Origin of the sequence: Comamonas sp. CAH-2, from assembly GCF_009668305.1 — a bacterium.
GTDB classification, from domain to species: domain Bacteria; phylum Pseudomonadota; class Gammaproteobacteria; order Burkholderiales; family Burkholderiaceae_C; genus Comamonas; species Comamonas aquatica.
On sequence record NZ_VSWF01000018.1, the window covers coordinates 24,074 to 50,007 of the forward strand.

Genomic DNA, 25,934 nt, shown 5'->3' on the forward strand with positions numbered 1-25,934 from the left:
CACCGTCCCTATAACAATTCATAACAGGACATGGCCGCACCGATTCCACCGGTGCCGCGCCGCACTGCACTCCCTTCAACCGTTTCCATGCCGGCACTGCTGGCAGGCCTCGCCATGTCTAAAAAATCGTCCGCACTGTTTCTCCAACCCACCCTGCTGGCCCTGGCGGCGGCAGCCTGCGCCTCGGCTGTGGCACAGGAATCGACCCAGTCCCTGTCCGAAGTCGTGGTCTCGGCCTCGGGCTTCGAGCAGGAACTCAAGCAAGCCCCGGCCTCCATTTCCGTGGTGACCCGCGAAGAGCTGGAGAAAAAAAGCTACCGCGATTTGGCAGATGCGCTACAGGGGGTAGAAGGCATTGACGTTCGCGGCAGTACCGGAAAAACCGGGGGATTTGACATCAGCATGCGCGGCATGCCCAGCGAATACACGCTGGTGTTGATTGACGGCCGACGCCCCAACCCCGCGGGTGATACCACGCCCAACGGCTTTGGTGCAGCACTGACTTCGCTCATCCCTCCAATGTCGGCAATTGAGCGCATTGAAGTCATCCGTGGCCCGATGTCCACGTTGTACGGTTCTGACGCCATGGGTGGCGTGATCAACATCATCACCCGCAAGGTCGCGAAAGAATGGGGGGGCAGCGTACAGGTTGAAGGCTCTTTGCCTGAAAACAACGACCAAGGCGCCGTGCAGAAGACCAGCTTCTACCTGAATGGCCCCATCCAGCATGACAAACTGGGCTTGGCCATCCGCGGTAGCTACTTCAACCGCGATGGATCGAGTCTGCAGCCTTCGTCCGGTGCTGGCACGATCAGCTCCCGGGGGCCTTCGCCTGCAAAGAGCGATCAGCATTCCATCGGTGCTCGCCTGACATTTACACCTTCCGCCGGCCACGAAGTCTGGCTGGATGCCGACAGTGCACGCTCCGCCTACGACAACCGCCGATGCGAGCTGGGCACATTGGACTTCACCAATTGCACCACCGGTGCCACCACGACCACCGCATCTGGGTACACCGATGAACTGCAGTTCAACCGCGACCAGTACGCGATTGGCTACAAAGGGAAATTGGCGATTGGCATGCTGGAAAGCAGCTTGAGCTATAGCCAAAACGAGACCAAAGGACGCACGATTCCGAATGCGGCCGCCAACGATGCAGGACGCCCAGATCTGATCGGCAAACCACGCACACTGGAGTCAACCAGCACCACCTGGGACGCCAAACTGGTCAGCCCGATTGGTGAACGCCATCTGCTGTCGGTGGGCACGCAGTACAGCCATACCAAGGCGACAGAAGGTTTGGCATTGATCAGCGGCGCCTCGGCTTTCAAACAAAACACTTGGGCGCTGTTTGCCGAAGATGAATGGAGCCTGACCGAAAGCCTGACGGCCACCGGCGGGCTGCGCTACGACCACCACGACAAGTTTGGCGGCCACTGGAGTCCACGCGCTTACCTGGTATGGAATGCCACACAAATGTTGACCCTCAAAGGCGGGGTGAGCCAAGGTTTCCGCGCTCCTAAGGTCAATCAGCTGGTCAATGGCCTGGCCGGCTATTCTGGGCAAGGAGCCACCATGACAATCGGCAACCCGGCCCTCAAACCGGAAGAAAGCACCAGCACCGAACTGGGCCTGCTGTTTGACAACCAGCGAGGTTGGACCGCAGGAGCTACCGCGTTTCACAACAAGATCAAAAACAAAATCGTCAGTGATGCCTGCAGCAGCAGCTACCGCATTTCTGGTTGCGCAGGTTTACCCAACAACACCACGTTCAGCCACAACCAAGACGAAGGCAAAACCTGGGGCATGGAGCTGAGCAGCAAGTATGTGTTTTCGCCAGCCTGGAATGTGGCAGCCAGCTACACCTGGACCGACAGCGAGTTGATTGAGCAAGGTCAAGTAGTTGGCAAGCTCAGCGATGTGGCCAAGCATGTGGCCAGCGCCACCTTGAACTGGAACATCAACAACCAGTGGTCTACTTGGCTGCAGGCGGAATACCGTGGCAAGAGCCGTCGCTTCAACAACGCACCGGAGAACTTCACGGTCGACGAGCGCTTGGAATATGACGCGGTGGGTGACATCAAGGGTTACGCGCTCTTCAATCTGGGCGCGCAGTACCGTATTAACAAGAACGTAACCATCTCTGGCACGATTTACAACCTGTTCGATAAGGACTTCCTGAGCTTCACGCGCTGGACCAACAATGCCGGCACCACCCAGTGGGCCAATCCCTACGTGAAATCCGCCCAGTCGACCAAGGGCAGCATTCCAGATGGCCGTACCCTCTGGATTCGCGCCAACGTGCAGTTCTGATCCGCCGCACACCGCAACAAAAAAATGGAGGCTTGGCCTCCCTTTTTTGCGTGCATTCATGCATAAAAAATAGCTGCTTGCGCAAGCCAATCAAACACTTCAGCTGGTTTAGATACTGAAACTATTGTTTAGCAGGCGCTAGCAGCTATTGATTTTGCAGGGCGCTTATTTGCCCTTCACGCCCAGCAGTTCCACCTCGAAGTGCAGCGTGGCATTCGGCGGGATCGCACCACCGGCGCCGCGGCTGCCGTAGGCGATGGACGGCGGGCACACCAGCTTGGCCTTGCCACCCACCTTCATCTTCTGCACGCCCTCAGTCCAGCAGGGGATGACGCGGTTCAGCGGAAATTCCGCCGGCTGCCCGCGGGCGATGGAGCTGTCGAACTCCTTGCCCGTTTCCGGGAACCAGCCACGGTAGTGCACGCGCACGGTGTCGGTGGGCGCGGGCTGGGCGCCCGTGCCTACGGTGATGGCTTCATAGACCAGGCCGCTGGCCGTGGTTTCCGCCGCGGCATGCGCGCTGCCCAGCGCCAGCAGGCTGGCCGCAGCCACACAGATCCAATGTTTCATGGCATTCCTTTGCATCAAAACGCCATCATGCCTGCGCCGCAGGCACGCCGATGGCATCCAGCGCCGTGCTCAGGTGGGCCACGGTGCGGTCCACGTGGTGCCACTTCTCCAGGCCGAACAGGCCGATGCGGAAGGTCTGGAAATCCGCACCTTCATCGCACTGCAGGGGCACGCCAGACGCGGTCTGCAACCCCACGGCCAGGAATTTCTTGCCGCTCTGGATGCCGGGATCGGTGGTGTAGCTGACGACCACGCCCGGGGCCTTGAAGCCTTCGGCGGCCACGCTGGGAAAGCCGCGCGACTCCAGCAGGGCGCGCACCTGGGCGCCCAGCTCGATCTGCTCCTGGCGCACCTTGTCGAACCCATAGGCACGGGTCTCCAGCATCACGTCGCGCAGGCGCACCAGCGCATCGGTCGGCATGGTGGTGTGGTAGGCGTGCTGCCCCTTCTCGTAGCCCTCGGCAATCTGCATCCACTTCTTCAGGTCGCAAGAGAAGCTGGAGCTTTGCGTGCCGTCGATGGCCTGGCGGGCGCGCTCGGACAGCATCACCATGGCGCAGCAGGGCGAGCTGCTCCAGCCCTTTTGCGGCGCGCTGATCAGCACGTCCACGCCGGTCTTGACCATGTCCACCCACATCGCGCCGGAGGCCACGCAGTCCAGCACCATCAGGGCGCCCACCTCGTGCGCCGCATCGCTGATGGTGCGGATGTAGTCGTCGGGCAGCAGGATGCCGCTGGCGGTTTCAACGTGCGGGGCAAACACCACCTTGGGCTTTTCGGCGCGGATGGTCGCGGCCACGTCTTGCGCGGCGCATGGCACCCAGGGGTCCTGGCTGCCGGCCCCCTGCTTGCGCGCCTTGCAGACCACGGCGCCACCGCCCAGGCCGAAGTTGCCGACCTCGAAAATCTGCGTCCAGCGGTAGCTGAACCAGCCGTTGCGCACGATCAGCACCTTCTGCCCGTTGGCAAACTGGCGCGCCACGGCCTCCATGCCAAAGGTGCCGCTGCCCGGCACCAGCACAGCAGTGTGGGCGTGGTAGACCTCCTTGAGCGTGCCCAGGATGTCCTGCATCACGCCGGCAAAGCGCTGGGACATGTGGTTCAAGGCGCGGTCGGTGTAGACCACCGAGAATTCCAGCAGGCCGTCTGGATCGATTTCAGGCAAAAGTCCGGGCATGTTTTCTCCGAATTGTGGTTAGGCGCACATGCCGGCCAGACCGCCACCGATTCGCGCGGCACCCCGTGCACGCGCACAGCCGATCCAGCTTAGCACGCAGGTCGGCGGGCGGCGAGCGGGTTCACACAAACTGTATACACGTTATACGGCCGCGCACCGGCCGGGTCGTGTCAGGCCTGCGTGCGGTAGTCGCGCGCGCCGAAGATGCCGCTGCCCACGCGCACCAGGGTGCTGCCCGCCGCAATCGCGGTGTGCATGTCCGCCGTCATGCCCAGGCTGATGGTGTCCCACTGCACCAGGCCCGGCACGCTGTCCCGGATGCGCGCAAACACGGCCACCACCTGCCGGTGCACGGCCAGCATGGCGGCGTCGTCGGCCTGGGGGTCGGGAATGCTCATCACCCCGCGCAGGCACAAGCGGGGCATTCCGGCAATCACCCGGGCCAGGGCCACCGCTTCGTCGGGGCTACAGCCGGACTTGCTGGTGCCGCCATCGACATTCACCTGGATGCAGACCTGCAGCGGCGCCAGCCCGTCGGGGCGCTGGTCGTTCAGGCGCTGGGCGATCTTGTCGCGGTCCACGGTGTGGGCCCAGTCGAAGTGCTCGGCCACCAGCCGGGTCTTGTTGCTCTGGATGGGGCCGATGCAGTGCCATTGCAGCGCGGGCACATCGGCCATGGCGCGCACGGCCGCCATCTTGTCCACGGCCTCCTGGATGTAGTTTTCGCCAAACGCCCGCTGGCCCGCCAGCGCGGCTTCGCGCACGGCCTCGGCCGGAAACGTTTTGGAGACGGCGAGCAACGCCACCTCTGTGGGCTGTCTGCCGCACTTTTGGCAGGCGTCGCTAATCTGTGCGTATACGCTTTGAAGCTTGCTGGCAATCGTGGTCATAATCTTTGCGAGCGTACCAAACCATACAAGCCGTAACCCGGATCCGGGACATCCGCCACCGGATGCGGCTTGCGAGAGGGAGAACTTCCGTGGACATCACCACCCTGCTGGCTTTCAGCGTGAAGAACAAGGCATCGGACCTGCACCTGTCCGCCGGGTTGCCGCCCATGATCCGCGTGCACGGCGACGTGCGCCGCATCAATGTCGAGCCGCTGGACCACAAGCAGGTGCACGCCATGGTCTATGACATCATGAACGATGGCCAGCGCAAGGCCTACGAAGAAAACCTGGAGGTGGACTTCTCGTTCGAGATCGCCGGGCTGGCGCGTTTCCGTGTCAACGCCTTCAACCAGTACCGCGGTGCGGCCGCCGTGTTCCGCACGATTCCCAGCAAGGTGCTGACGCTGGAAGAACTGAACGCCCCCAAGATTTTGGCCGACCTGGCGCTCAAGCCGCGCGGGCTGGTGCTGGTCACCGGCCCCACCGGCTCGGGCAAGTCGACCACGCTGGCGGCCATGGTCGACCACCTCAACAACAGCGAGCACGGCCACATCCTGACGGTGGAAGACCCCATCGAATTCGTGCACAACTCCAAGAAATGCCTGGTCAACCAGCGCGAAGTCGGTCCGATGACGCACTCCTTTGCCGCGGCCCTGCGTTCGGCGCTGCGCGAAGACCCAGACTGCATCCTGGTCGGTGAAATGCGCGACCTGGAAACCATCCGCCTGGCGATGACGGCCGCCGAAACCGGCCACCTGGTGTTCGGCACCCTGCACACCTCCAGCGCCGCCAAGACCATCGACCGTATCATCGACGTGTTTCCGGCCGAGGAAAAGGAAATGGTGCGCGCCATGCTGTCCGAGTCCCTGCAGGCGGTGATCTCGCAGACGCTGTGCAAGACCAAGGACGGCAACGGCCGGGTGGCGGCGCACGAAATCATGCTGGGCACCAGCGCCATCCGCAACCTGATCCGCGAAGCCAAGGTGGCCCAGATGTACTCCGCCATCCAGACCGGCAGCAATGTCGGCATGCAGACCCTGGACCAGAACCTGACCGAGCTGGTGCGCCGCAACGTCATCAGCGCCGCCGAGGCGCGCGGCAAGGCCAAATCGCCGGACAACTTCCCCGGCTAAACGCTGTACATCAGAAAGAGCGACATGGAACGCGATCAGGCCAGCAAATTCATCAATGACCTCCTCAAGCTGATGGTGGCGCGCAAGGGCAGCGACCTGTTCATCACCGCCGAATTTCCGCCCGCCATCAAGGTCGACGGCAAGGTCACACGGCTGATGGACCAGCCGCTGGTGCCCACGCACACCCTGATGCTGGCACGCTCCATCATGAGCGACAAGCAGGTGGCGGAGTTCGAGCGCACCAAGGAGTGCAACTTCGCCATCTCGCCCGCCGGCATCGGGCGTTTTCGCGTCAACGCCTTCATCCAGCAGGGCCGCGTGGGCATGGTGCTGCGGACCATTCCGGCCGACATCCCCACCATCGACGGCATGGGACTGCCCCAGGTGCTGAAGGAGGTGGCCATGACCAAGCGCGGCCTGTGCATCTTCGTGGGAGCCACCGGGTCGGGCAAGTCGACCTCGCTGGCGGCCATGGTGGACTGGCGCAACGAACACTCCGAGGGGCACATCGTCACGGTGGAAGACCCCATCGAATTCGTGCACCCACACAAGAACTGCATCATCACCCAGCGCGAGGTGGGGCTGGACACCGACAGCTGGGAGGCGGCGCTCAAGAACTCGCTGCGCCAGGCGCCCGACGTAATCCTGATGGGCGAAATCCGCGATCGCGAAACCATGGAGCACGCCATCGTGTTCTCCGAAACCGGCCACCTGTGCCTGGCCACGCTGCACGCCAACAGTGCCAACCAGGCGCTGGACCGCATCGTCAACTTCTTCCCGGAAGAGCGCCGCGAGCAACTGCTGATGGACCTGTCGCTGAACCTGCGCGCCATGATCTCGCAGCGCCTGCTGCCCAAAGAAGGCGGCCAGGGCCGTGTGGCCGCGCTGGAGGTGATGCTCAACACCCCGCTGATCTCGGACCTGATCGCCAAGGGCGACGTGGTGGAAATCAAGGAAATCATGAAGAAAAGTCGCGAGCTGGGCATGCAGACCTTCGACCAGTCGCTGTTCGACCTCTACGAAAGCGGCGCCGTCATGTACGAGGATGCGCTGCGCAACGCCGACTCGGTGAACGACCTGCGCCTGCAGATCAAGCTGCACAGCAAACGTGCCCACAACACCGACCTGGCGGCGGGTACCGAGCACTTCCGCATCCTGTGATCCCTGGCGCTCCACAAAAAAGCCCGGCAGTGCCGGGCTTTTTTATGAGGTCAGGCCACGCGCTCACTTCGCGGCGGGGTCCTGCACCACCGGTGCCGGCTGCTGGCGCGTGTTGTAGCTGGCCAGCTCTTGCTCCGAAATGTTCTCGAACACGCGCACCACCTTGCGCACATTGTTCACGCCACGGGCGATCTCGGCGGCACGCTGGGCCTCGCGGGGGGTGACGATGCCCATCAGGTAGACCACGTTCATTTCCGTCACCACCTTGATGGTGTTGGCCTGCAGATCCTTGGCATCGATGAGGCTGGCCTTCACCTGGCTGGTCAGGAGCGTGTCGCGGCTGCGCTGGCCGATGGAGGAAATGAAGGGCACCACCTCGACCTCGTTGACCACGTTGCGCACGTTTTCCACGCTGGCCACGGTGCGGCCGACCTCGGCCTTTTCTGCCTCGGAGCGCACCTCGCCCGTCACCAGCGCCAGGCGGTTGAAGCTGGTCACGCTGGCGCGTGTCCCTTCCTTCAGCGTTTCACGCAGCTTGGCCGCAGCGCTTTGCTCGATCCGCTCGTCCTCCAGGTACATGCCCGAGGTGCGGCGATCCGACGCCACCAGGGCCGTCGTCACCGCGCCGCCGCCCAGCAGCAGCGGGACGCAGGCGGTCAAGCTGCCAGCCAGCACGCCGGCAGCTACCAAGGTCAAGCCTGTACGGCACCATCCTCGTTTCATCACATCTCCTGTTCGCCCAGCAATTGGGTATCCACCCCGTCGCACAGGCAGTTCAGCACCAGATCGTGCGTTTCCCGCACACGTGCGGGGCGTTCATGGGGCACACAGATCAGCACATCGGTCTCGCGCATGCGCGCGGCCAGTGCACCACCGGTGTGGCCCGTCAACACCACCACTATCATGTCGCGCTCGTGCGCGGCCTCCACGGCTTCCAGCAGGCTGTGGTCGTTGCCGGTGATGGAAATGGCCAGCAGCACATCGCTGGCCTGCCCCAGGGCCCGCACCTGGCGCGCCAGGTAGTGGGTGGACAGACCCGCTGCGCCGGACACCGAGGCCAGGAGGCCGCTGTCGGCCGACAGGGCCACGGCCGCCAGCTCGGGACGGTCGCGCTCAAAGCCGCTGACGCACAGGCTGGCAAACATCTGGGCCTGGCTGGCCGACACGCCAGCGCCACAGGCCAGGATTTTTCCACCGCCGGTGATGCAGGCCAGCAAGGCCTGGACGGCCGCCGAAATGGGCGCACTCAAGGACTGCGCGGACTGGTACTTCAGGTCGGCGCTGTCAATGAAATGCTGTTGGATTCGTTGCTCAAGCATGGGATACGGATGATACCTGCGTGCTTTGTCGAATTTTGTAGCGTTCGGTTAACACGGAGTCGGATTGCCAACCGTTTTCTGAAGTTCCCGCCGCCGGTCGGCCCGCCCGGGCCACTAGCCCGCATCAAACGCGGCCTGCAGCCATTGCAACTGCTCACCCTCGATCAGCACCACATCGAAGCGGCAGGGGCACGCGGCCCCGTGCCGCTGCAACCAATGCTGGGCAGTCGCCACCACGCGCTGGCGCTTGGCCGCACCGATGCTGCCACCGGCCCCGCCAAAGTCCGCACGGCTGCGACTGCGCACTTCGACGAAGACCACAGTCCCCTGCGGATCCTGCAGGATCAGGTCGATCTCGCCCCCTGCGCGCCCAGGCGCTTGATAATTGCGCACCAGCAAGCGCAGGCCCCGTGCCTGCAAATGCGCCAGGGCCCGGTCCTCGCCCGCCCGGCCACGCAACTGTGCGGCCGTGGCCGGCGCAGCGGTCTGTGGCTTTTTCCCAAGGAAGAACATTGAGTGCCTCTTTCGCTTCGGCATTGACAGCAGCGCATGATGCGGCTGCCTCCCAAAATTATCCCCAGGCTTGCCTGTACGTGGTGGCCACGCCCATCGGCAATCTGGCCGACATCTCGCTGCGCTCCCTGCATGTGCTGCAACGGGTGGACGCGATCGCCTGCGAAGACACGCGCCACACCCAGGGCCTGCTGCGCTCCTACGGCCTGGAGCGCCCCGGCCACCAGTTGCTGGCCGTGCACCAGCACAACGAGGCCGAGGCGGCCGCCGGCATCATCGCCCGCCTGCAGCAGGGCCAGCGGATTGCATATGTCAGTGATGCCGGCACCCCCGGCGTGAGCGACCCGGGCGCCCGCCTGTGCGCGGCCGTGGCCGCCGCCGGCCTGCGCGCCATGCCCCTGCCCGGGGCCAGCAGCATCACCAGTGCCCTCAGCGTGGCCGGTTGCGTGCCGCCCGGTCAGACCGAAGGCGGCTTTGTGTTTGCCGGCTTTCTGCCCACCAAGAGCGCCGAGCGCCAGGTGGCCGTGCACAAGCTGGCGGCCGAGCCGCGCTGCACCGTGCTGCTGGAGGCGCCCCACCGCATCCAGGACCTGGCCAAGGCCCTGGCCGTGCTGGGCCCGCGCCCGGTGACGCTGGCGCGCGAGATCACCAAACAGTTCGAGCAGATCAGCACCCATGCGGCCCACGACGTGGCCGCGTGGCTGGACGCCGACGCCACCCGCAGCAAGGGCGAGTTTGTGGTGGTGCTGCACCCTGTGGCGGTGCAGCAGGACGGCGGGGACGCCGAGCGCGTGCTGCGATTGCTGCTGGCGGAGCTGCCCACCAAGACCGCGGTCAAGCTCACGGCAGAGATCACGGGCGGCAACCGCAATACGCTGTACGACCGCGCGCTGGAGATCAAGCGCGAAGCCGACAAGGCCTGACCGCCTCCTTGGGCTGCGCCCGGCGAGGCTGGGCGCACACAGCACGGGGATGGGCCGGTCCTGGGCACCGCCCACCCGTCAGCCTGCGCGGCAGCGCTTGTATCTGGGCTCAGGCGTAGGCCAGGCCCGAAGCCACGCCCCCAAACAGGTCGCCAGCGACCTGCGGTGTGGCCGGAAACGCCACCGCCAGCGCATCCCGCAGCGTCTGCAAGGCCGAGGAACCACCGGTCAGGTACAAGGCCGTGATCTGGTCGGTCCGCAGCCCCGCCTGGGCCACGCAGGCCTCGGCGCAGCGCACCACATCGGCCAGCTGCAGTTGCAGATGCGTGGCCAGGCTGGCAGGGCTGATGGCGGCGGTCAGGTCTTCTTCGACCCAGCCCAGGTCCAGCGGCGCCGTGGCCGCGGTGCTGGAAGCCGTGATCTTGCCCTGCTCCACGGCATCGGCCAGACGGTGGCCCGCCTGCTCCTGCAGCACCCGCATCAGGCGGGCATGCAGCCGGCGATCGCTGTAGTCGGTGCGCAGCGCTTCCGCCTCGCGCAAGGCCTTGGCGGTGTACAGCCACTGGATCAGGTGCCAGGTCGACAGGTCGTAGAACACCCGGCTGGGCACCTCGCGCCCCGTGGGTCCGTGGTGCCCCAGGCCCAGCAGCGGCTGCACCTCGGCCACGTTGAGCTTGTGGTCGAAATCGGTGCCGCCGATGTGCACCCCCGTGGTGGCCAGGATGTCCTGGCTGCGGTCACTCTTGCGGGCATGCTGCGGCCCCAGGCGCACCACCGTGAAGTCTGACGTGCCCCCGCCAATGTCGACCACCAGGATGCAGGCCTCCGAGCTCAGGCGCTGCTCGTAGTCCAGCGCTGCGGCAATCGGCTCCAGCTGGAACGCCACCTCCTGGAATCCCGCCGCACGCGCCGCGGCCTCCAGCGAAGACTGGGCCATCGCATCGCGCTCGGGATTGCCGTCCACAAAGTGCACGGGCCGCCCCAGCACCACGCGCTCCGGCATGCCGCCCAGGTGGGCCTGCGCCTGGGCGGCGAGGTGCCGCAGGAAGATGGCGATGATGTCCTGGTAGCTCGCCAACTGGCCATGCACCGCCGTCTTGTCCTGCAGCAGGCTGCTGCCCAGCAGGCTTTTGAGCGAGCGCATCAGCCGCCCCTCCTCGCCCGCCAGATACTGCTGCATGGCATCGCGCCCGTAGTGCGTGCTGTGGTCCTCGTAGTGGAAGAACAGCGCCGTCGGCATCGCGGCGGCACGCCCTTCCAGCGGCACCAGCTGTGCCGTCTGTCCGGCGCTGCGCCACGCCATGGCGGAATTGGAAGTGCCGAAATCGATACCGAGCGTGGTCTGGGGAAGCAAGCGCATGCGAAGCAAATTCAAACAGGCAGACTGCAAAAACCAGAGCTGCCAGCGCTTGCCCAACAAGGCTTTCAGAGAGAAAAACACCTGAACACCTTGTTGTGCGAGCGCAAGAAGCTATGGTTTTGTGCATTCTGCGGTCAACAAAGGGGCGCCATTGTGGCAGCCTGCGCCCAGATCTGCAGGCCCGTCAGGAACCACCCCAGGCATGGAGGCGGTCTTTGCCCCAGCGTCTGGTGGAGCACACGCTGCCCAGCGTTTGACTACGCCGAGGCTTATCGCAAAGCACAAAGCAGAGAGCCCCCAGCACTAGCCACGCCCGGTACTTTGCTTTCGCCATGGCGCCGGCGCCTTCTGTGCTGAACCGGCAGCTCTGCCACACCCTGCTCTGCAGCGTGTGCCATCCCCAGCCAGACAACAAAAAACCCTGCTGAATGACTTCAGCAGGGTTTTTAATTTGGTTGCGAGGGCCGGATTTGAACCAACGACCTTTGGGTTATGAGCCCAACGAGCTACCAGACTGCTCCACCTCGCGATATGCATCCATTGTAGCGCATAACCGCAATTCGCCTGCCGTCATCAGGGCTTTCCCTGCATACCAGGCCGTATCCCTACCAAACTGCCGTCGCAGGCGGATGAAACCAATCACGCAACAAAAAACCCTGCTGAATTGCTTCAGCAGGGTTTTTGATTTGGTTGCGAGGGCCGGATTTGAACCAACGACCTTTGGGTTATGAGCCCAACGAGCTACCAGACTGCTCCACCTCGCGATATGTCCAAATTATAGCACAGAATTATTCTGCGGCTTGGGTTTCAGCGGCTTGCTCCACCAATTCCACGTAAGCCATGGGGGCGTTGTCGCCCACACGGAAGCCCATCTTCAGGATGCGTGTGTAGCCACCGGGACGCTGTGCGTTGCGGGGACCCAGCACGTTGAACAGTTTGGTCACGCTGTCGCGGTCGCGCAGGCGGTCAAACGCCAGACGACGGTTGGCGACGGTGTCGACCTTGGCCAGAGTGATCATGGGCTCGATCACGCGGCGCAGTTCCTTGGCCTTGGGCACGGTGGTCTTGATCGCTTCGTGTTCGATCAAGGAGTTCATCATGTTCTGCAGCATCGCCTTGCGGTGAGCAGAAGTACGGTTCAGTTTACGGAGGCCGTTGCCGTGACGCATGGTGCTTTCCTTTTCAGATAGTTTGGTCGGATGGCCGTATCAGGTACCGCCCGGTGCACGTGGTAAAAATAACTGGCTCTTCACCCTCTCAGGCAAAGAGCCAGCGATTATAGCCGGACTCGCGAATTAACGCTTTTCCAGGCCTGCTGGTGGCCAGTTCTCGAGCTTCATGCCGAGTGTCAGGCCACGGGAAGCCAGGACTTCCTTGATTTCGTTGAGCGACTTGCGCCCCAGGTTAGGCGTCTTCAGCAACTCGTTCTCGGTGCGCTGAATCAGGTCACCGATGTAGTAGATGTTCTCTGCCTTGAGGCAGTTGGCGGAACGCACGGTCAGTTCCAGCTCGTCCACAGGACGCAGCAGGATAGGATCGAACGTCTGTGCGCTGGAGCGGCTGCCGCCAGCTTGCAGGATGCCGCCTTCGCCGAACTCGCCGTCCAGCTGTGCGAACACCGCCAGCTGTTCCACCAGGATCTTGGCTGAAGCGCGCACGGCGTCTTCCGCGTTGATGGCGCCGTTGGTTTCGATTTCCACCACCAGCTTGTCCAGGTCGGTACGCTGTTCCACACGCGCGGATTCCACGGTGTAGCTCACGCGGCGCACGGGCGAGAACGAGGCATCCAGCACGATACGGCCGATCGACTTCGTCGACTCGTCACCGTAGCGGCGCACGTTGCCGGGCACATAGCCACGGCCCTGTTCCACCTTGATCTGCATGTCCAGCTTGCCGCCTTGCGACAGGTGGGCGATCACGTGGTCAGGATTGATGATCTCAACGTCATGGGGAGTCTGGATGTCGCGCGCGGTCACCACGCCTTCACCATCCTTGCGCAGACTCAGGGTCACTTCGTCACGGTTGTGCAGTTTGAACACCACGCCCTTCAGGTTCAGGAGGATGTTGGTCACATCTTCTTGCACGCCATCGATGGACGAGTACTCGTGCAGCACGCCAGCAATCGTGACTTCCGTCGCTGCATAACCCACCATCGACGACAGCAGCACGCGGCGCAGGGCGTTGCCCAGCGTATGGCCATAGCCACGCTCGAACGGCTCCAGAGTCACCTTGGCACGGTTGTGACCCAGCTGCTCAACATTGATCGTCTTGGGTTTCAGCAGATTTGTTTGCATGCAGAACTTCCTCTCAATACCCCCGGCTCGTTACACCGGTAAGGCTGGTGAAGCACCTAAACCGCGATGCCTCGCGGTTTAGGAACGGGATGGTTGATTGCTCAACCGAAACTACGATTAACGCGAGTACAACTCAACGATCAGGGATTCGTTGATGTCTGCACCGAATTGGTCGCGGTCAGGCACTTGCTTGAAGGTACCTTCTGCCTTGTCCAGGCTCACTTCCACCCAAGCGGGGAAGCCCACTTGCTGAGCCAGTTGCAGGGCTTCAACAATACGGGCTTGCTTCTTGGACTTTTCGCGAACTGCCACCACGTCACCAGCCTTCACCAGGTAGGAAGGGATGTTCACGGATTGGCCGTTCACAGTGATGGCCTTGTGGGACACCAGCTGGCGTGCTTCAGCGCGTGTCGAGCCGAAGCCCATACGGTACACGACGTTGTCCAGACGAGTTTCCAGCAGACCCAGCAGGTTGGCACCGGTGTTGCCCTTCTTCTGGTCAGCAGCTTCGAAGTAGCGGCGGAATTGCTTTTCCAGCACGCCGTACATGCGCTTGACCTTCTGCTTCTCGCGCAGTTGCAGACCATAGTCAGAAGTGCGCTGACCCGAAGTGCGGCCATGCTGGCCAGGCTTGCTGTCAAACTTCGCCTTGTCAGCGATCGAGCGACGAGCAGACTTCAGGAACAGGTCGGTGCCTTCACGGCGGGAGAGTTTGGCCTTGGGGCCGAGATAACGTGCCACTTGAGCTTCCTTTATGTCATCTACCGTGCTTACACACGGGAGCCACCCGGGATGTTATGACACACCCCGGGTGGCGGTGGGCTTACAAAAATTAGATACGACGACGCTTTTGAGGGCGGCAGCCGTTGTGAGGCACCGGTGTCACGTCCGAGATGGAAGTGATACGGATACCCAGGGCACCCAGGGCGCGCACCGAGGATTCACGGCCAGGACCGGGACCCTTGATTTCGACGTCCAGGTTCTTGATGCCCTGTTCGATAGCAGCACGACCAGCCACTTCGGAAGCAACCTGAGCGGCGAAAGGTGTCGACTTGCGCGAACCCTTGAAGCCCTGGCCACCCGACGAAGCCCACGACAGAGCGTTGCCCTGACGGTCGGTGATGGTGATGATCGTGTTGTTGAACGAAGCGTGCACGTGCGCGATACCGTCGGAAATGTTCTTGCGAACTTTCTTGCGAACGCGTGCTGCAGCGTTGTTTTGTGCCTTAGCCATAGTGATCTCTCAATCCCTTATTTCTTCAGTGCAGCTGCACCCTTGCGCGGACCCTTGCGGGTGCGGGCATTGGTACGCGTACGTTGACCGCGCATAGGCAGACCACGACGGTGACGGAAGCCGCGGTAGCAACCGATGTCCATCAAACGCTTGATGTTCATCGTGGTTTCGCGACGCAGGTCACCTTCCAGAGTCATGCCAGCCAACTGGTCACGGATCTTTTCCAGATCAGCGTCCGTCAACTCCTTGATCTTCTTGGAGTACTCGATGCCGCAAGCTTCGCAGATCTTGCGAGCAGTCGTACGACCGATGCCGTAAATGGCGGTCAGGCCGATTTCAGCATGCTTGTGGGGCGGGATGTTAATACCAGCAATACGTGCCATATTAGTCCTCTAATACTTTCAATCAGCCCTGGCGCTGCTTATGACGCTGGTCTGTGCAGATCACGCGCACCACACCCTTGCGGCGGATGATCTTGCAGTTGCGGCAGATTTTCTTGACCGAAGCCGAAACTCTCATTTCATTCTCCTAAAACTTTGCATCCGTTCCACTCTTTCCACCTGGACACTGCCTGTGACCGTGAAAGAGCGCAGAGCACTCATACTTGCCAGTTGTTGGATTCCTCCCGACCGGGGCCGGGGGGATGGCCTTCATATCTCAGTGACCTGATGCCTTGAAGTTGGCCTTCTTCAGAAGGGACTCATACTGCTGCGACATCATGTAGTTCTGCACTTGCGCCATGAAGTCCATGGTCACCACCACAATAATCAGCAGCGATGTACCACCGAAGTAGAACGGAACGTTGTACTTCAGGATCAAGAACTCGGGCAACAGACACACAAACGTGATGTAGACGGCGCCAGCCAATGTCAGACGCACCAGAATTTTGTCAATGTAGCGTGCTGTCTGGTCTCCGGGACGAATTCCAGGGATGAAAGCACCACTCTTCTTCAGATTATCGGCGGTCTCGCGGCTATTGAACACGAGCGCCGTATAGAAGAAGCAGAAGAAAATGATGGCGGCTGCGTAGAGCATCACATAAATCGGCTGACCAGGGGTCAACGTCGATGCAATGTCCTTCAACCAGCGCATGGATTCCCCTGCACTGAACCAATTCACCACGGTTGCTGGCAGCAAGATGATCGAGGAAGCGAAGATGGGAGGAATGACCCCGGCCATGTTCAACTTCAGTGGCAAGTGCGAAGACTGACCACCGTACACCTTGTTGCCGACTTGGCGGCGTGCGTAATTCACCAGGATCTTGCGCTGACCGCGCTCGACAAACACGACGAAGTACGTCACGGCTGCCACTACGAGGACAATGAAGATCGCGGCCAGGATGCTCATGGCACCAGTGCGCACCAGCTCCAACAGACCACCGATCGAGCTGGGCAAGCCTGCGGCAATACCAGCAAAAATCAGGATCGAGATGCCGTTGCCCAGACCACGTTCCGTGATCTGTTCACCGAGCCACATCAGGAACAGGGTGCCGGCAGTCAGGCTGACCACCGCCGTGAGGCGGAAGCCAAAGCCTGGATCCAGCACCAGACCTGGAGAGCTTTCCAGAGCCACAGCAATACCCAACGACTGAAAAATTGCCAGAGCCAAAGTGCCATAGCGGGTGTACTGGGTAATCTTGCGACGACCCGCTTCACCTTCTTTTTTCAGCTGCTCAAATGTGGGGACGACATAGGTCATCAGCTGCATGATGATCGATGCCGAAATGTACGGCATGATCCCCAGTGCGAACACTGTGAAGCGCGAGAGCGCTCCACCCGAGAACATGTTGAACAGGTTGAGAATGCCCTGCTGGCCATTGAACAGCTGCTGCAGCTGCGCTGGATCGATGCCCGGCACGGGGATATGTGCCCCGATGCGGTACACGACCAGCGCAAGCAGCAGAAAAACCAGTCGACGACGCAAGTCGCCAAACTTGCCGGTTTTTGCAATTTGAGCTGCGCTAGTAGCCACGGATGTCTCTTTCAGAACTTAATCAGGCGATGCTGCCACCAGCAGCTTCGATGGCGGCCTTGGCGCCAGCTGTAGCGGCAACGCCGTTCAGCTTGACAGCCTTGGACAGCTCACCGCTCTTGATGACCTTCACCACTTGGGCGTTGGCAGCCACCAGACCAGCTTGCTTCAGAACCGCCACGTCGACTTCCGCCAGACCCAGTTGCTCCAGAGCAGTCAGTGTCACTTCGGCGTTGAACTTCAGTGTCATCGACTTGAAGCCACGCTTGGGCAGACGGCGCTGCAAAGGCATCTGACCGCCTTCGAAGCCCACCTTGTGGTAGCCACCCGAACGCGACTTCTGACCCTTGTGACCACGACCGGCAGTCTTACCCAGACCGGAACCGATACCGCGGCCCACGCGACGCTTGGCGTGCTTGGCGCCTTCTGCAGGCTTGATGCTATTGAGTTCCATCATCAATCCTTTCAGAGAACCTTCACCAAGTAGGCGATCTTGTTAATCATGCCGCGCACGGCAGGGGTGTCCTGCAGTTCGCTGACGCTGTTCAGCTTGCGCAGACCCAGGCCACGCACGGTAGCGCGGTGGTCTTCCTTGGTACCGATGGGGCTACGGACCAGCTGAACCTTGATGGTTTGTTGTGTAGACATGTGCTGACTCCGATCAGACGAACAGGTCTTCGACCGACTTGCCACGCTTAGCTGCCACTTCCGAAGGGGTTGTGGAGTTCTTCAGCGCGTCAAAAGTGGCGCGAACCATGTTGTAGGGGTTCGAAGAACCATGGCTCTTGGCCACGATGTCGGTGATACCGACCACTTCGAACACAGCGCGCATAGGGCCGCCAGCGATGATGCCGGTACCCTTGGGGGCGGGGTGCAGTTCCACACGAGCCGCGCCATGGTGACCCACCACGGAGTGGTGGATGGTGCCGCTCTTGAGCGACACCTTCATCATGTTGCGACGGGACTCTTCCATGCCCTTTTGCACAGCTGCAGGCACTTCCTTGGACTTGCCCTTACCCATGCCAACGCGGCCATCACCGTCGCCAACCACGGTCAGTGCAGCGAAGCCGAGGATACGACCGCCCTTCACAACCTTGGTGACGCGGTTCACCGCGATCATTTTTTCGCGCAGACCGTCGTCACGACCTTCGTCTTGCACCTTGGGGGAAAACTTTGCCATTTTTGTCCGCTCCGCTTAGAACTGCAGGCCCGCTTCACGGGCGGCTTCTGCCAAAGCCTTCACGCGGCCGTGGTATGCGAAACCAGCGCGATCGAAAGCCACTTTCTCAACGCCGGCAGCCTTAGCACGCTCGGCAATCAGCTTGCCGATTTGTGTGGCGGCAGCCACGTTGCCACCCTTGCCAGCGGCGCCCAGTTGTGCGCGCACGGAGGCTTCGGCAGTCGAAGCTGTGGCCAACACCTTGGTGCCGTCTTCGGAGAAGACGCTGGCGTAGATGTGGAGGTTCGTGCGGTTCACGCTCAGACGCGCCACGCCTTGCTGTGCAATGCGGATACGTGTTTGGCGTGCACGACGCAGACGCTGCTCTTTCTTGGTCAACATATTGCAGCTCCTTACTTCTTCTTGGTCTCTTTGATCACGACCTTCTCATCCGCATAACGGATGCCCTTGCCCTTGTAAGGCTCGGGAGGACGAACGGCGCGGATCTCAGCAGCCAGCTGACCCACCGCCTGGCGGTCAGCACCCTTGACCACCACTTCCGTGGGGGTGGGGGTAGTGATAGTGATGCCGGCAGGCATTTCGAAGTTCACTGGGTGCGAGTAACCCACAGCCAGGTTCAGCTTGGTGCCCTGCACGGCGGCCTTGTAGCCCACACCGATCAGAGTCAGCTTCTTTTCGAAGCCTTCGGTCACGCCCTTGACCATGTTGTTGACCAGCTGGCGGAAAGTACCGGCCAGTGCGTCAGCATCACGGGAGTCGTTGGCGGGAACGAAAGACAGCTTGCCTTCGTTGTTGCTGATCACCACTTGGGGGTTCAGTGCCAGGGACAGCTCGCCGCCCTTGCCCTTGACCTTGATGGTCTCAGCAGTCATCGACACATCCACGCCTGCGGGGATGGTCACGTTTGCTTTTGCTACGCGAGACATTTCAGTATTTCTCCTTAATGTCCGTTAGGCCACATAGCACAGCACTTCACCACCGACACCGGTAGCACGCGCCTTGCGATCGGTCATCACGCCCTTGGGGGTGGTGACGATGGCCACGCCCAAGCCGTTCATGACTTGGGGAATTGCGTCACGGCCCTTGTACACGCGCAGGCCAGGACGGCTCACACGTTCGATACGCTCGATCACAGGGCGACCGGCGTAGTACTTCAGGGTAATAACGAGTTCAGACTTGCCGTCTTCGGTCTTGACTTCAAAACCGTCAACATAGCCCTCGTCCTTCAGCACTTGTGCGATGGCAACCTTCACCTTGGAGGAAGGAACCGACACAGTGGCCTTGGACACCATTTGGGCGTTGCGAATACGGGTCAGCAAGTCGGCGATAGGATCACTCATGCTCATCTTGTATCTCTCCTGCTTGCTTACCAGCTGGCCTTGGTGACACCGGGGATGTCGCCAGCAAAGGCCAGTTCACGGATCTTGGCGCGACCCAGACCGAATTGACGGAATGTGCCACGTGGACGACCGGTGATTTCGCAACGGTTACGTTGGCGAGTAGGGTTGGCGTTGCGGGGCAGCTTCTGCAGACCCAGACGGGCTGCATCACGCTCTTCGTCGGAACGCTTGGCGTCGCCGGCGATTGCCTTCAGTTCTGCGTACTTGGCAGCGTACTTAGCTGCCAGCTTTTCGCGCTTCAGTTCGCGCTCGATCAAAGCTTTCTTAGCCATGCGCCACCTCAGTTCTTGAAGGGGAATTTGAACGCTGCGAGCAGTGCCTTGCACTCGTCGTCAGTCTTCGCGGTCGTCGTGATGCTGATATTCAGACCACGCAGAGCATCCACTTTGTCGTATTCGATCTCAGGGAAGATGATCTGTTCTTTGACGCCGACGTTGTAGTTGCCGCGACCGTCGAACGAACGACCCGAGATACCACGGAAGTCGCGCACGCGGGGCAGAGCCACGGTCACGAAACGGTCCAGGAATTCGTACATTTGAACGCCACGCAGTGTCACCATGCAGCCAATCGCTTGGCCTTCACGGATCTTGAAACCAGCGATAGCCTTCTTGGCCTTGGTCACCACGGGCTTTTGACCAGCAATCTTGGTCAGGTCAGCCACGGCGTTGTCCATCACCTTCTTGTCGGCCACGGCTTCGCTCACACCCATGTTCAGGGTGATCTTGGTCAGACGGGGCACTTCCATGGAGGAGGTGTAACCGAACTTTTCCTTCAGTTCGGCCGCGATCTTTTCGCGATAGAGTTTTTGCAAACGTGCCATGTGTTACTCCTTAGGCGGCGATTTCAGCGCCATTGGACTTGAACACGCGAACACGTGCGCCATCGGCGTTCACCTTGATGCCCACGCGATCGGCCTTGCCAGTCGCTGCATTGAAGATAGCCACGTTGGATTGGTGGATAGGCATGGCCTTTTCCACGATACCGCCGGTGGTGCCCTTCATGGGGTTTGGCTTGACGTGCTTCTTGACCAGGTTCACGCCTTCGATCAACAGATGCGAATCGTCAACGCGCTGAGTCACCACGCCTTGCTTACCCTTGTCACGGCCGGTCAGCACGATGACTTTGTCGCCCTTGCGAATCTTGTTCATGGTGCTTCCTTAGAGAACTTCAGGTGCCAGGGACACGATCTTCATGAACTTTTCGGTACGCAGTTCACGGGTCACGGGGCCAAAAATACGAGTGCCGATAGGCTCCAGCTTGGCGTTCAGCAGAACGGCAGCGTTGCCATCGAACTTCACCAAAGAACCGTCGCCACGGCGGATGCCCTTGGCAGTACGGACGACCACAGCACTGTAGACCTCGCCTTTTTTGACGCGGCCACGGGGAGCGGCTTCTTTGATGCTCACTTTGATGATGTCGCCAACACTTGCGTAACGACGATGAGAACCGCCCAGCACCTTAATGCACTGAACAGACTTCGCGCCCGTGTTATCGGCAACCTCTAACCGAGATTCTGTTTGGATCATTTCAATATTCCCAACTTGCTCCAGCAGACCCGGACAGCCCCAGAGAACTTCTCAAGGGCCGAACGAGCAGCCGGTCAGTCTTGGGCCCGTCGTCCACCTTCTGGACCATTCCAAAAGGCTTCCCGCTGGGCAGAACTTTCACGCTTTTACACATGAAGCATAGGAGTATCGCAGGAAAATCCTTGCGTGTCAACTGCTTAGCACGCCAAAACCAGCTGGCCTGCGGGGCAGACGGCCTGCCACGCAACAGTTATAAAAAGCATAGCTGCTTGCGCTTATCCAGCGGCAGTTTCAAAGGACTTCAAAGACAGAACCAGCCATAAAAAAGCGCCGACCGCTCCTGATTCAGAAGCAATCGGCGCCACAGCCCTGGCAATCGGGAGTTAGGGAGATCAGGCCGCCAGGCGGTACTGCTGGCACAAGACCAGGAAGTCGGCCAGCTTGACGTCAACGCCGGGCAGCTCCTGCTGCAGGATCTCGGCCACGCGCGGCGCCACCTGAGCGGCCAGGCGGGCGTCCAGGAACAGCAGGCGGCTGCGGCGGGCCAGGACGTCCTCAACGGTGCGCGCGTACTCGTAGCGCGCCGCGAAGCGCACCATGGCCTCGCTCAGGCCTTCGGCCAGGCGCTGGTCGGCGCCGGGCAGGCTGTGCACGGCGGCGGCTTCGGTGCCGTAGATGTGCTCGCCCTGGGCCGCATTCATGCGGTGCTTGACCTGCTCGGGCTTGGGGGCGCCGACCAGCGGCAGCTTGACGGTCACGCCGCCAGCGCGGCCCGGCAGGAGCTTTTGCTCGAAGCATTCCTGCAGCACATCCTCGGCCATGGCGCGGTAGGTGGTCCATTTGCCGCCGGTCACGGTCACCAGACCGGACTTGCTGGTCATCACCGTGTGCTCGCGGCTGATCTTCTTGGTGTTCTCGCCATCGTCGTCCTGGGGCTTGACCAGGGGACGCATACCCACCCAGATGCTGCGCACATCGGCGCGCGAGGGGCGGCGGCACAGGTAGTTGCCGGCTTCCTTGAGGATGAATTCAATCTCTTCCTCGAAGGCCTGGGGCTCGCGCGCCAGGTCGTGGCGCGGCGTGTCGGTGGTACCCAGGATGACCTTGCCCAGCCAGGGCACGGCAAACAGCACGCGGCCGTCGGCGGTCTTGGGCACCAGCAGGGCATGGTCGGAGGGCAGGAATTCGCGGTCCACGACCACATGCACGCCCTGGCTGGGCGCGACCATCGGCTTGACGGGCTTGCCCAGCAACTCGGCATCCTGCTGGCGCAGCGCATCCACCCAGGGGCCGGTGGCATTGACCACGCACTTGGCGCGCACGGTGTAGCGGCTGCCGGTCTCGGCGTCCTCGCAGACCGCGCCCACCACCTTGCCGCCTTCGTGCAGCAGTTCCTTGGCGGGGCAGTAGTTCACCAGCAGCGCACCCTTGGCTGCGGCCGTGCGGGCCAGCGCCAGCGCCAGGCGCGCATCGTCGAACTGGCCGTCCCAGTACTTCACCCCGCCCTTGAGGTGGTCGGTGCGCACCGTGGGCAGCAGGCGCAGGGTCTTGTCCTTGCTGAGGAATTCGGTGCGGCCCAGGCCGTCCTTGCCGGCCAGCGCGTCGTACATCTTCAGACCGGCGCCGTAGAACGGCGTATCCAGCAGGCGGTAGGACGGCATCACAAACGGCAGCGGCTGGGCCAGGTGCGGCGCGTTGTTCAGCAGGGTGCTGCGCTCGTGCAGGGCTTCGCGCACCAGGGACACATTGCCCTGGGCCAGGTAGCGCACGCCGCCGTGCACCAGCTTGGTGGCGCGCGAGGAGGTGCCCTTGGCGAAGTCGTGCGACTCCACCAGCGCCACCTTGAAGCCGCGGGCCGCCGCATCCACGGCCGTGCCCAGGCCCGTGGCTCCACCGCCGATAATCAGCAGATCGTAGGTTTCCGGTTGGGCCAAGCGGGCCAATAATTCGGCACGATCGGTGGTCAGGGGCGTGGTGGCAATCGTCATGGCGCTTCAGGACTGAGCAGGTGTCTGAGGGTAATCAATCAGCAGGAGCGGTGGCGTCAGTGCATGCCGATCCTGCGCGCCGCCCCAGCGGGTCCAGCGCATAGCACATATTGTCATGCTTTTTGCGCGTTTGTGATTGGTTTCTTTCGATTTTCATTATTTTGCTTTCGGTTTTAGGATACTCCAGCCCCAAGCATGAACCCCACAGCAACGTGATCAGCAACAACAACCCCCGCCAGCTGCAATTGCTGGAAGAAGTGCGCAACCAGCAATCGGCCACCGTGGAGCAGCTGGCCGAGACCCTGGGCGTGACCTTGCAAACCGTGCGCCGCGATGTGCAGAAACTGGCAGGCGCCGGCCTGCTGGTGCGCTTTCACGGCGGTGTGCGCGTGCCCAGCGCCACCGTGGAGAACCTGGCCCACACGCGGCGCGAAACGCTGCACGCCGACGGCAAGGCGCGGATTGCCAAGGCCGTGGCCGAGGCGGTTCCCAACGGCTGCTCGCTGATCCTGAACATCGGCACCACCACCGAGGCCGTGGCCAAGGCCCTGCTGCACCACCGTGGCCTGCGCGTGATCACCAACAACCTGAACGTCGCCGCCATCCTGAGCAGCAACGCCGAGTGCGAAGTCATCGTCGCCGGGGGCGTGGTGCGCACGCGCGACCGCGGCATCATCGGCGAGGCGGCCGTGGACTTCATGCGCCAGTTCAAGGTGGACATCGCCCTGATCGGCATCTCCGCCATCGAGGCCGACGGCACGCTGCGCGACTACGACCTGCGCGAGGTGAAGGTGGCGCAAACCATCATCCAGCAGTCGCGCGAAGTCTGGCTGGCCGCCGACCACAGCAAATTCCACCGCCAGGCCATGGTGGAGCTGGCCAGCCTGCGCCAGATCGACCGCCTGTTCACCGACGCACCGCCGCCCAGCCCCTTCGACCGCCTGCTGGCCGACGCCGAGGTGCAGTGCGTGGTGGCGCAATGAGCGCCACCTGCACCCTGCGCGCGGCCCAGCCGGGCGATGCCCCGGCGCTGGCCACCCTGCTGCAGGGCATTGGCTGGTTCGACCGCTTTGCCACCGGCCATCCCGACGCGCACGCGGCCCAGCTGGCGCCCCTGCTGGCCCCCAGCGCACACCAGCTGCAACTGGTGGCCTGTGACGCCCGGGGCCAGCTGATCGGCTACTGCGCCGTGCACTGGCTGCCCATCGCCATCCTGCAAGGCTGGGAGGGCTATGTGAGCGAACTTTTCATCGCTGACAGCGCCCGGGGATCGGGCGTTGGAAGCCAATTGCTGGACCAGGTCACCGCTGCGGCACGCAGCCGTGGCTGCCGCCGCCTGTGGCTGGTCAACAACCGCCAGCGCGACTCGTACCACCGGGGCTTTTACGCCCGACAGGGCTGGCAGGAGCAGGCCCAGGCCGCCCGCTTTGTCCTCGACCTCTGATTTGCACCACCGCCCATGACCACCTACCTGCTCGCCTTGGACCAAGGCACCTCCAGCTCCCGCGCCATCGTGTTCGACACGCAAGGCAGCATCGTCGCCTCCGCCCAGCAGGAGCTGCCCCAGATCTACCCCCGCCCCGGCTGGGTGGAGCACGACCCGCGCGAAATCTGGCGCACCCAGCTGGGCACAGCGCGCGACGCCCTGGCCAAGGCCGGGCTCAAGGCCAGCGACATCCGCTCGGTCGGCATCACCAACCAGCGTGAGACCACCATCGTCTGGAACCGCAAAACCGGCCAGCCCATCCACCACGGCATCGTCTGGCAGGACCGACGTGCCGAGCCCACCTGCCAGCAGCTGCGCGAAGCCGGCCACAGCGACACCATCCTGCAGAAAACCGGCCTGCGCATCGATGCCTACTTCTCGGGCACCAAGCTGCAGTGGCTGCTGGACCACGTGCCCGGCGCGCGCGACGCCGCCGAGCGCGGTGAGCTGGCCTTTGGCACCGTGGACAGCTGGCTGATCTGGCAGTTGACCGGCGGCCAGCGCCACGTCACCGACGTCAGCAACGCCAGCCGCACCATGCTGTTCAACGTGCACACCAACCAGTGGGATGCGGATTTGCTGGCCCTGCTGCACATCCCCGCCAGCCTGATGCCCGAGGTCCTGCCATCGGCTGCCGACTTTGGCAGCACGGCAGAGGACGTGCTGGGCGGCCCCATCCCCATCGGTGGCGTGGCCGGCGACCAGCAAAGCGCCCTCTTCGGCCAGGCCTGCTTCCAGGCGGGCATGGCCAAGAACACCTATGGCACGGGCTGCTTCATGCTGATGCACACGGGCAGCCAGTTCCAGACCTCGGCCAACGGCCTGCTGACCACCAGCGCCGCCCAGCCCAGCGCCACGCCCCAGTTTGCGCTGGAAGGCAGCGTGTTCGTCGGTGGCGCCGTGGTGCAGTGGCTGCGCGACGGCCTGCAGGCGATTGAGCACAGCGGCCAGGTGCAGCAGCTGGCCGAAAGCGTGCCCGACAGTGGCGGCGTGATGCTGGTGCCGGCCTTCACCGGCCTGGGCGCCCCCTATTGGGAGCCCGATGCACGCGGGTCGATTACCGGCCTGACGCGCGGCACCACCCTGGCCCACATCGCCCGCGCCGCGCTGGAGTCCATCGCCTACCAGAGCGCCGCCCTGCTGCTGGCCATGAGCCGCGATGCGGTGGCCAACGGCGGCGCGGCCGTGAGCGAGCTGCGCGTGGATGGCGGTGCCTGCGTCAACAACCTGCTGATGCAGTTCCAGGCCGACCTGCTGGGCATCCCCGTGGTGCGCCCGGCCTGCGTGGAGACCACCGCGCTGGGGGCGGCCTACCTGGCCGGCTTGTCCAGCGGCGTTTACCAAAGCACGCAAGAACTGTCGTCGCTGTGGAAGGCCGAGCGCCGCTTCGTCCCCACCATGGACAAGTCCCGCGCCGACGAGCTGATGGCGCGCTGGGAACGCGCGGTGCGCCAGACCACTGCTGCCTGATCTGCAGCAACGCACAAAAAGAGAGC

32 protein-coding genes and 2 tRNA genes are annotated in these 25,934 nt (G+C 62.5%); 7 read left to right on the forward strand and 27 right to left on the reverse strand.

Features of this window, described 5'->3' with window-relative positions:
• Positions 1 to 30: 30 nt before the first annotated feature.
• A complete protein-coding gene (locus FYM52_RS11285) occupies positions 31 to 2,313 on the forward strand; it encodes a TonB-dependent receptor domain-containing protein (protein ID WP_238826185.1) in 2,283 nt (760 codons plus the stop codon).
• A gap of 165 nt (positions 2,314 to 2,478) precedes the next feature.
• Here FYM52_RS11285 and FYM52_RS11290 read toward each other — a convergent pair whose 3' ends face one another.
• The 3 genes from FYM52_RS11290 to FYM52_RS11300 form a co-directional block, all read right to left on the reverse strand.
• Positions 2,479 to 2,883: an FKBP-type peptidyl-prolyl cis-trans isomerase gene (locus tag FYM52_RS11290; RefSeq protein WP_154164172.1), complete on the reverse strand. Its 405-nt coding sequence runs from the start codon at positions 2,881 to 2,883 to the stop codon at positions 2,479 to 2,481.
• A gap of 25 nt (positions 2,884 to 2,908) precedes the next feature.
• Entirely contained in the window at positions 2,909 to 4,060 is a 1,152-nt protein-coding gene (locus tag FYM52_RS11295; RefSeq protein WP_154164173.1) for an aminotransferase class V-fold PLP-dependent enzyme, read from the reverse strand.
• A gap of 170 nt (positions 4,061 to 4,230) precedes the next feature.
• Complete coding sequence (locus FYM52_RS11300; protein WP_154164174.1) at positions 4,231 to 4,950, reverse strand: YggS family pyridoxal phosphate-dependent enzyme; 720 nt, start codon at positions 4,948 to 4,950, stop codon at positions 4,231 to 4,233.
• A gap of 89 nt (positions 4,951 to 5,039) precedes the next feature.
• On the opposite strand from FYM52_RS11300, the gene FYM52_RS11305 reads away from it, so the two are divergent.
• Positions 5,040 to 6,083: a type IV pilus twitching motility protein PilT gene (locus tag FYM52_RS11305; protein WP_043383872.1), complete on the forward strand. Its 1,044-nt coding sequence runs from the start codon at positions 5,040 to 5,042 to the stop codon at positions 6,081 to 6,083.
• Positions 6,084 to 6,107: 24 nt separating this feature from the next.
• Positions 6,108 to 7,244, forward strand: coding sequence for a PilT/PilU family type 4a pilus ATPase (locus FYM52_RS11310; RefSeq protein WP_154164176.1), 1,137 nt, complete (start codon positions 6,108 to 6,110; stop codon positions 7,242 to 7,244).
• A 63-nt stretch (positions 7,245 to 7,307) separates the two neighbouring features.
• Here the strand turns inward: FYM52_RS11310 and FYM52_RS11315 are convergent, their stop codons facing one another.
• The 3 genes from FYM52_RS11315 to FYM52_RS11325 all read right to left on the reverse strand — a co-directional run bounded on the left by FYM52_RS11315 (position 7,308) and on the right by FYM52_RS11325 (position 9,076).
• Positions 7,308 to 7,967 carry a BON domain-containing protein gene (locus FYM52_RS11315; protein WP_042417405.1) on the reverse strand — a complete coding sequence of 220 codons (660 nt, stop codon included), beginning with the start codon at positions 7,965 to 7,967 and terminating at the stop codon, positions 7,308 to 7,310.
• Positions 7,967 to 8,563 carry an SIS domain-containing protein gene (locus FYM52_RS11320; protein WP_154164177.1) on the reverse strand — a complete coding sequence of 199 codons (597 nt, stop codon included), beginning with the start codon at positions 8,561 to 8,563 and terminating at the stop codon, positions 7,967 to 7,969. The genes FYM52_RS11315 and FYM52_RS11320 overlap by 1 nt, the downstream gene beginning before the upstream one ends.
• A gap of 114 nt (positions 8,564 to 8,677) precedes the next feature.
• Entirely contained in the window at positions 8,678 to 9,076 is a 399-nt protein-coding gene (locus FYM52_RS11325) for a YraN family protein (protein ID WP_042417409.1), read from the reverse strand.
• Between FYM52_RS11325 and rsmI the strand changes: the two genes are divergently transcribed.
• The gene (gene rsmI / locus FYM52_RS11330; protein WP_154164178.1) at positions 9,076 to 9,999 is read left to right on the forward strand and encodes a 16S rRNA (cytidine(1402)-2'-O)-methyltransferase; all 924 of its coding nucleotides are present in this window, start codon (positions 9,076 to 9,078) and stop codon (positions 9,997 to 9,999) included. The two genes, FYM52_RS11325 and rsmI, sit on opposite strands and share 1 nt — an antisense overlap.
• A gap of 109 nt (positions 10,000 to 10,108) precedes the next feature.
• On the opposite strand, the gene FYM52_RS11335 is transcribed toward rsmI, so the two are convergent.
• From FYM52_RS11335 to FYM52_RS11435, 21 genes are all read right to left on the reverse strand, one after another.
• A complete protein-coding gene (locus tag FYM52_RS11335) occupies positions 10,109 to 11,359 on the reverse strand; it encodes an Hsp70 family protein (RefSeq protein ID WP_154164179.1) in 1,251 nt (416 codons plus the stop codon).
• 452 nt (positions 11,360 to 11,811) lie between these two features.
• Positions 11,812 to 11,888 (reverse strand) — tRNA-Met (locus FYM52_RS11340).
• Between the two features lie 158 nt (positions 11,889 to 12,046).
• Positions 12,047 to 12,123: transfer RNA gene (locus FYM52_RS11345), tRNA-Met, on the reverse strand.
• A gap of 24 nt (positions 12,124 to 12,147) precedes the next feature.
• On the reverse strand, positions 12,148 to 12,528 hold the full coding sequence (rplQ, locus tag FYM52_RS11350; RefSeq protein WP_043383862.1) for a 50S ribosomal protein L17: 381 nt from the start codon (positions 12,526 to 12,528) through the stop codon (positions 12,148 to 12,150).
• Between the two features lie 126 nt (positions 12,529 to 12,654).
• Entirely contained in the window at positions 12,655 to 13,653 is a 999-nt protein-coding gene (rpoA, locus tag FYM52_RS11355; protein ID WP_043383860.1) for a DNA-directed RNA polymerase subunit alpha, read from the reverse strand.
• 117 nt (positions 13,654 to 13,770) lie between these two features.
• Positions 13,771 to 14,394 carry a 30S ribosomal protein S4 gene (rpsD, locus tag FYM52_RS11360; RefSeq protein ID WP_042417422.1) on the reverse strand — a complete coding sequence of 208 codons (624 nt, stop codon included), beginning with the start codon at positions 14,392 to 14,394 and terminating at the stop codon, positions 13,771 to 13,773.
• 91 nt (positions 14,395 to 14,485) lie between these two features.
• A complete protein-coding gene (gene rpsK / locus FYM52_RS11365; protein WP_042417426.1) occupies positions 14,486 to 14,887 on the reverse strand; it encodes a 30S ribosomal protein S11 in 402 nt (133 codons plus the stop codon).
• A 17-nt stretch (positions 14,888 to 14,904) separates the two neighbouring features.
• A complete protein-coding gene (gene rpsM, locus FYM52_RS11370; protein WP_042417430.1) occupies positions 14,905 to 15,270 on the reverse strand; it encodes a 30S ribosomal protein S13 in 366 nt (121 codons plus the stop codon).
• A 22-nt stretch (positions 15,271 to 15,292) separates the two neighbouring features.
• Positions 15,293 to 15,406: a 50S ribosomal protein L36 gene (rpmJ, locus tag FYM52_RS11375; RefSeq protein WP_003050535.1), complete on the reverse strand. Its 114-nt coding sequence runs from the start codon at positions 15,404 to 15,406 to the stop codon at positions 15,293 to 15,295.
• Positions 15,407 to 15,544: 138 nt separating this feature from the next.
• Positions 15,545 to 16,858, reverse strand: a complete 1,314-nt coding sequence (gene secY / locus FYM52_RS11380) for a preprotein translocase subunit SecY (RefSeq protein WP_042417440.1) — start codon at positions 16,856 to 16,858, stop codon at positions 15,545 to 15,547.
• Between the two features lie 22 nt (positions 16,859 to 16,880).
• Positions 16,881 to 17,312 (reverse strand): 50S ribosomal protein L15, encoded by a 432-nt coding sequence (rplO, locus tag FYM52_RS11385; RefSeq protein ID WP_042417579.1) that lies wholly within the window; start codon positions 17,310 to 17,312, stop codon positions 16,881 to 16,883.
• A gap of 11 nt (positions 17,313 to 17,323) precedes the next feature.
• On the reverse strand, positions 17,324 to 17,506 hold the full coding sequence (gene rpmD, locus FYM52_RS11390) for a 50S ribosomal protein L30 (RefSeq protein WP_042417443.1): 183 nt from the start codon (positions 17,504 to 17,506) through the stop codon (positions 17,324 to 17,326).
• Between the two features lie 13 nt (positions 17,507 to 17,519).
• On the reverse strand, positions 17,520 to 18,038 hold the full coding sequence (gene rpsE / locus FYM52_RS11395; protein WP_042417446.1) for a 30S ribosomal protein S5: 519 nt from the start codon (positions 18,036 to 18,038) through the stop codon (positions 17,520 to 17,522).
• A 15-nt stretch (positions 18,039 to 18,053) separates the two neighbouring features.
• On the reverse strand, positions 18,054 to 18,419 hold the full coding sequence (gene rplR / locus FYM52_RS11400; protein ID WP_042417449.1) for a 50S ribosomal protein L18: 366 nt from the start codon (positions 18,417 to 18,419) through the stop codon (positions 18,054 to 18,056).
• Between the two features lie 11 nt (positions 18,420 to 18,430).
• Entirely contained in the window at positions 18,431 to 18,964 is a 534-nt protein-coding gene (gene rplF, locus FYM52_RS11405) for a 50S ribosomal protein L6 (RefSeq protein WP_042417452.1), read from the reverse strand.
• Between the two features lie 24 nt (positions 18,965 to 18,988).
• On the reverse strand, positions 18,989 to 19,384 hold the full coding sequence (gene rpsH, locus FYM52_RS11410; RefSeq protein ID WP_042417456.1) for a 30S ribosomal protein S8: 396 nt from the start codon (positions 19,382 to 19,384) through the stop codon (positions 18,989 to 18,991).
• Positions 19,385 to 19,404: 20 nt separating this feature from the next.
• Positions 19,405 to 19,710 carry a 30S ribosomal protein S14 gene (gene rpsN, locus FYM52_RS11415; RefSeq protein ID WP_042417459.1) on the reverse strand — a complete coding sequence of 102 codons (306 nt, stop codon included), beginning with the start codon at positions 19,708 to 19,710 and terminating at the stop codon, positions 19,405 to 19,407.
• A gap of 8 nt (positions 19,711 to 19,718) precedes the next feature.
• Positions 19,719 to 20,258, reverse strand: coding sequence for a 50S ribosomal protein L5 (rplE, locus tag FYM52_RS11420; protein ID WP_042417462.1), 540 nt, complete (start codon positions 20,256 to 20,258; stop codon positions 19,719 to 19,721).
• A gap of 10 nt (positions 20,259 to 20,268) precedes the next feature.
• Positions 20,269 to 20,586, reverse strand: a complete 318-nt coding sequence (gene rplX, locus FYM52_RS11425) for a 50S ribosomal protein L24 (protein WP_042417467.1) — start codon at positions 20,584 to 20,586, stop codon at positions 20,269 to 20,271.
• A 9-nt stretch (positions 20,587 to 20,595) separates the two neighbouring features.
• A complete protein-coding gene (rplN, locus tag FYM52_RS11430; RefSeq protein WP_042417471.1) occupies positions 20,596 to 20,964 on the reverse strand; it encodes a 50S ribosomal protein L14 in 369 nt (122 codons plus the stop codon).
• A gap of 392 nt (positions 20,965 to 21,356) precedes the next feature.
• Positions 21,357 to 22,952 (reverse strand): glycerol-3-phosphate dehydrogenase/oxidase, encoded by a 1,596-nt coding sequence (locus tag FYM52_RS11435; protein ID WP_154164181.1) that lies wholly within the window; start codon positions 22,950 to 22,952, stop codon positions 21,357 to 21,359.
• A 212-nt stretch (positions 22,953 to 23,164) separates the two neighbouring features.
• Between FYM52_RS11435 and FYM52_RS11440 the strand changes: the two genes are divergently transcribed.
• Genes FYM52_RS11440 through glpK form a run of 3 tightly spaced genes read left to right on the forward strand, consistent with a single transcriptional unit; the run spans position 23,165 to position 25,908 of the window.
• Positions 23,165 to 23,935: a DeoR/GlpR family DNA-binding transcription regulator gene (locus FYM52_RS11440; RefSeq protein WP_162858921.1), complete on the forward strand. Its 771-nt coding sequence runs from the start codon at positions 23,165 to 23,167 to the stop codon at positions 23,933 to 23,935.
• Complete coding sequence (locus tag FYM52_RS11445; RefSeq protein WP_154164183.1) at positions 23,932 to 24,396, forward strand: GNAT family N-acetyltransferase; 465 nt, start codon at positions 23,932 to 23,934, stop codon at positions 24,394 to 24,396. Before FYM52_RS11440 ends, FYM52_RS11445 begins: the two co-directional genes overlap by 4 nt.
• A 15-nt stretch (positions 24,397 to 24,411) precedes the next feature.
• Positions 24,412 to 25,908 (forward strand): glycerol kinase GlpK, encoded by a 1,497-nt coding sequence (glpK, locus tag FYM52_RS11450; RefSeq protein ID WP_154164184.1) that lies wholly within the window; start codon positions 24,412 to 24,414, stop codon positions 25,906 to 25,908.
• The last annotated feature ends 26 nt before the right edge of the window (positions 25,909 to 25,934 follow it).